General features: G+C 52.4%; 6 protein-coding genes. 5 read left to right on the top strand and 1 reads right to left on the bottom strand.

Annotated features, from left to right (window positions below; all coding sequences use genetic code 11):
• Nucleotides 1–316: 316 nt before the first annotated feature.
• The 5 genes from P5705_RS25860 to P5705_RS25840 all read left to right on the top strand — a co-directional run bounded on the left by P5705_RS25860 (nucleotide 317) and on the right by P5705_RS25840 (nucleotide 3,322).
• Entirely contained in the window at nucleotides 317–832 is a 516-nt protein-coding gene (locus tag P5705_RS25860; protein WP_277463703.1) for a hypothetical protein, read from the top strand.
• 316 nt (nucleotides 833–1,148) lie between these two features.
• A complete protein-coding gene (locus P5705_RS25855) occupies nucleotides 1,149–1,349 on the top strand; it encodes a hypothetical protein (protein ID WP_277463702.1) in 201 nt (66 codons plus the stop codon).
• A gap of 76 nt (nucleotides 1,350–1,425) precedes the next feature.
• The gene (locus tag P5705_RS25850; protein WP_277463701.1) at nucleotides 1,426–1,698 is read left to right on the top strand and encodes a hypothetical protein; all 273 of its coding nucleotides are present in this window, start codon (nucleotides 1,426–1,428) and stop codon (nucleotides 1,696–1,698) included.
• 72 nt (nucleotides 1,699–1,770) lie between these two features.
• Nucleotides 1,771–2,118: a hypothetical protein gene (locus tag P5705_RS25845; protein ID WP_277463700.1), complete on the top strand. Its 348-nt coding sequence runs from the start codon at nucleotides 1,771–1,773 to the stop codon at nucleotides 2,116–2,118.
• Between the two features lie 295 nt (nucleotides 2,119–2,413).
• Entirely contained in the window at nucleotides 2,414–3,322 is a 909-nt protein-coding gene (locus P5705_RS25840) for a DUF2167 domain-containing protein (protein ID WP_277463699.1), read from the top strand.
• Between the two features lie 107 nt (nucleotides 3,323–3,429).
• On the opposite strand, the gene P5705_RS25835 is transcribed toward P5705_RS25840, so the two are convergent.
• Nucleotides 3,430–3,647, bottom strand: a 218-nt coding sequence (locus P5705_RS25835; protein WP_277463698.1) for a hypothetical protein, incomplete at its 5' end; no start/stop codon positions are given.

Genomic DNA, 3,647 nt, shown 5'->3' with positions numbered 1-3,647 from the left:
GAGCGCGCTGCAAGGCGGACGGCGAGCACCTAGTCGCCAGCACGCGGTCCAAAGCCCTGCGCCCAAAGACCTCGAATGGGGGAAAAGGGGACGAATTTGAATGGCACTTACTTAGGTGCATGTTCGGCTTTCGTTGCGCTCAATGCGATTGCCTGGGAGCCGGCGCTGCGCCCCCAGGCACCGCATGCTCAGAGACCAAAAAGGGGACGGATTTATTTTTACTGCTCTGAAGTAGAGAAAATAAATCCGTCCCCTTTTTCGATGGGGCATGGTGCCAAGCCTGTGTCACGATTGAAACGGAAGAGAGGTTGAGCGTATGAGTAATGAGGAACGAGTTGGACTTTATGTTGTTTTGAAGTCATTTGATCGCCTTGCGGTGCTCCTTGAGGGTAAAGGTATCGTAGTCCCTACAGTCTTTACTGGTTTGCTTGATCAGGCATGGCGGTGGCTTGCGGGAGGAAAAAAAGTCACGCTCAAAGGTGTTGAAAAAATAATGAGAAGCACGGTTGTGGATGAGCAGGGTGCTACGACCGAGAATATCTTGCTAAATATGTATTTGTACGCCCTGTCAGATCTCGTTGAGTATTTCAAAGAGGGCGATTCTGAAAGCTTGGGTTGTGTGGATGAGGCAATTATTGATTTTTATGATTTCTACGTAGCCCAAGTTCACTTGGCAAGGCTTGGAGGGACGCAGGCGATTGTGTTGGACTCAGCTCAAGAAAATACGTTGAAGCAAGCCCCGGTTTTCACTGGCGAACTATCAATGTTAAGTGCTGATCGTGCAATGGTCGAAAATCAGCTTGACTGGTCAAATATTGAGTCGAAGCGTTGAGGTGTTAGTCGGTTGTACAAAAAAGTGGAAGGATTTATTTTTTACTACTCTGAAGTAGAGGAAATAAATCCGTCCCCTTTCCCTGTTTTTCTCCGCCTTTTTTATCGTAATGATGAAAGCCTAAAGGGACTTTCTCAAGCGTTGAGTGAAACTACGAGGTGCCCTTGATGATGGAGTTTAAACTGGTATCTACTAATGGGTTGTCTCTTGGGAGATTATTGGTTTTTTCCACGAGTGGTATGCGAATGATCGGTTTTTTTTGCCGGATATAGATTTTGACCTGTATGGAAAGTTGTTCAAGGAGCATGAGCAAGCGGTGAATGAGCAGCTTTTTATAGAGGAGGAGCGTTTGATGAAGGAAATAGACTCGCTTGGGCTTTATGTCGTCGGCCCTTCACCAAGAACTGATTCTCTTAGTATTGGAAATTTGCAGATTATGGAGGGTGGGGCGAGCTTTAGGTTGATGGCCGATTTTAGTGCTGTTGAGAGTATGATGCTTGGCGAAAATAAGTTGTAATAGATTAAGTATTGAAGTTTGTGCGAAAGTTCTTGAGACGAAGGTCAGGCAAGGCGAACGCAGCCGAGGAAGCGGAGTGCACTGGGGGCGTGAGTATGCTTCGCTTTCGACCCGAGCAAAAAAGGGGAGGATTTATTTTTACTGCTCTGAAGTAGAAAAAAATAAATCCGTCAATTTTTTCTTGAACCAGATGCAGCGGGCCAAGCGCCAGCGCAAACTCACCGACCAGAATGGTGAAGTGGCGTGGATGGCGCATGACAAGACGCTGGGTGAGATCAAGTCTTATGGTGATGCGGGAGGGTCAGACTTTTCAGTCTGGATGTTAGTAGAGTATGCAGAGTTTGAGTAAGCGCGAACCTGCCTCACGGGTTGCAATTTGCTAGCTTCTTATCTCAGGTGGCAGTACAGGGAGTAGGGACGTATGAGTAATGCTGAAGATTTCGTGGGTGCTGTGTTTAGGGCTATATTCGATCAAGGAATTCCGCGTTATCGAAAGACCTTGAACGCACCCCCGGATACTGGTTTGGACGTGTGTGCGAGAACCAGGAATGCATTGGCCATTTTATCCCATGAAGAGCGGGAGGACGTGCTAGGTTTTATTTCTCTTGCGATGGCCGATGCGGTGTCGATTGTTTTTGGGACATTGGATGGTACCCACTTCCCCGACGGACTGTCCGGTGATTTTGTGGTCAGTCGTGATGGTGAGGTGATCAGTGGGGACTTACAGGACAGTTTCTTGGAGAGGGTTGAAGAAAAGGGAATATATTAGGGGCTGTACGACATGTGTCCGCGTGTAGATATATTTTGTACAGAGTCTAGGCTCTGTCCGAAAAGAGATGTTGCTAACACCACATGGAATAGCCGAGTTGGCTTGACGGAATGCTGACTGCGTCCAGGCAGAGGCTGGGCACAGAGGATGTCACTGGCTTGACCGCCAGAAAGGAGGACGCGCAAGCGTGTCCCGTTGGCATCGAAAGGTAGACAAGGACACGAGATTCTGGCGATTGGCCAGCTCTTTCAGCTATCCTGCGCGGCCAAATTATTTCAAATTGTAAGGGACTACGATGAAACACCTGCGCCAGTTGTTGGCGGCAGTGTTGCTCTGCGCAACTACTTTGCCTGCCATTGCCGCCAGCACTCCCGCGTCTGCGCCAACCGCCAGCGAACAACCGCACCAGACCGCCGAACAGTGGCTGGCCACGCTCAAGCAACAGCACGGCAACATCACCCTGCCCGGCGGTATCGCCAGCCTCCAACTCAACAACGAGTTCTACTACCTGTCGCCGAACGACGCCGAGCGCCTGCTGACCGAAGGCTGGGGCAACCCACCGGGCTTCAAGACCCTCGGCATGATCATCCCGACCGCCGTCAATCCACTGGCGGACAACGGCTGGGGCGTGATCATCAGCTACAAGAACGACGGCCACATTTCCGACGATGACGCAGCCAAGATCGACTACGCCGACCTGCTCGAGCAGATGAAGGCCGATGACGAGGAAGACAACAAGGAGCGTCGCAAGGAAGGCTATGCCGGCCTGACACTGTTGGGCTGGGCCGAACCACCGAGCTACGATCAGGCTACCCACAAGATGTACTGGGCGCGAGAGTTGAAGGCCGAAGACGCCGACCAGACCACCCTGAACTACAGCATCCGCGTGCTGGGCCGCGAAGGCGTGCTGGAGCTCAATGCCGTGGCGGCGATGGCCGACCTGCAGACCATCAAGCAGGAAACGCCAAAGATTCTCGCCTTCACCAACTTCACCGACGGCAACCGTTACGCCGATTACGACGCCAAGACCGACAAGCTGGCGCCATACGGACTGGCCGCCCTGGTCGCCGGTGGCATCGCCGCCAAGGCGGGCCTGTTCGCCAAGATCGGTGTTGCCTTGCTGGCGTTCAAGAAGTTCATCATCCTGGGCTTGGTGGCCATCGCCGGCTTCTTCGGCAAGCTGTTCAAGCGCAAGCGATCCTGATTCAGACCTGGCTCACCCTTGCTGGGTGGGCCATCTCCTTAAAACGAACGTGCCTATTGAATGCTTCCAGGCACCAATGCCGTTCAGGGCACAATGTGGTGGGGCTATCATCCATGACCGTCCGCCATCGACCCTTTGCGGCCAGTCGCTTGATACACGCCATCCACCCAACGCAGCCCTCGGACCTTTCGATTTATAGTCAGCCTTGCTGCTTTCAGGGCGAACCCTAGAGAAATAACCTGGTTTTGCCGAACTTTGCGAAGCTTCGAGGTGTACGACGGGAGAGGTGCAGCGCCTATCAGATCGAGCGCCGCCCGCGCGGCGC

Origin of the sequence: Pseudomonas entomophila (assembly GCF_029478665.1) — a bacterium.
Classification (GTDB): domain Bacteria; phylum Pseudomonadota; class Gammaproteobacteria; order Pseudomonadales; family Pseudomonadaceae; genus Aquipseudomonas; species Aquipseudomonas entomophila_F.
Note: the sequence above shows the minus strand (reverse complement) of the source record. Positions and strands in the feature narration are given on the sequence as shown.